Raw genomic sequence first — 976 nt, forward strand, 5'->3', positions numbered from 1 at the left:
ACATAGAATTGATATGAAAAAGGAGGAATAAAATATGCAATTAGCTACACATGAATTACGTGATTTAAGTGAATTAATTGCTGGTTGTTACAATACAATTAATACGATGAGTACATACATTAAGCAGGCACAAGATCCCGAATTAAAACAATTATTGCAACAACATTTTCCATTACATGTGCAGGATTATAATTTAAAAGTTGAATTCGTACAGAGTCTAAGTGAACCAAATATTGAAAAATTTCAGCCATCTAAGTTAACACCTGTACTATCTTCTTACTTAAGAACACCTGTTGAAGAATTGCCGCCTGTTACTCCGGATGTAAGCGGAGCACCACCTAATGACCGAGCAATTGCAACTGGATACTTATTAAATCAAAAGTCAGCAGCTTTAAATTATGCTGGTTCTGTATTAGAATGCGCAAACCCTAACTTAAGAACATTCTTAGAAAATGCATTCTTAAATAGTGGTAGACATGCATACGATGTATGGCAATATATGGTCAAAAAAGGGTATTATCCATTATCTACAGCTCCAGAATCAGAAGTGCAAACTTTAGCTACTATATATCAACCTGTTAATCAATCTTTTTAACCATACAATTAACTTTGAATGCATGTAATTCACTTTAAAAACTGTTAAGAATCTTGATTTGAAATAAAAAAGAGGAAACGCAATTAGAAACCGCTAGTTTTTTTACTTAGTAATTTTTCATTTCAAATGGTCTGTTAGTGGTCATCATACATGCCCATCAACTTAAGGATTTGGAAAAACGTTAGTTAAAAAACGCAAGCCTCTTTTGATTAGGGGTTTGCGTTTTTTATCATATACTTTATTTTTTCTCTTCACGAGCTAAGTCGATTACAATATTCTTTTTATATAAATCTATTGCCTTCAGTTAACATAACCATCTTATCAGTATTCAACAATGGATAAAATTTACATTCCGGGAGAAGTTGTATTTTCTTAGCTTGA

The 976-nt window shown here is 31.9% G+C and carries 1 protein-coding gene; it reads left to right on the forward strand.

Annotation, left to right across the window (positions count from 1 at the left end; translation table 11 throughout):
- Positions 1-34 precede the first annotated feature (34 nt).
- Positions 35-595 carry a spore coat protein gene (locus ABWK52_RS19210; protein WP_086423438.1) on the forward strand — a complete coding sequence of 187 codons (561 nt, stop codon included), beginning with the start codon at positions 35-37 and terminating at the stop codon, positions 593-595.
- Positions 596-976 lie beyond the last annotated feature (381 nt).

Origin of the sequence: Bacillus sp. AP50, from assembly GCF_040492675.1 — a bacterium.
GTDB classification, from domain to species: domain Bacteria; phylum Bacillota; class Bacilli; order Bacillales; family Bacillaceae_G; genus Bacillus_A; species Bacillus_A cereus.

Excerpts from the sequence above, each read along its gene's own strand:
- ABWK52_RS19210 (WP_086423438.1), top strand. The coding sequence starts at position 35 with ATGCAATTAGCTACACATGAATTACGTGATTTAAGTGAATTAATTGCT.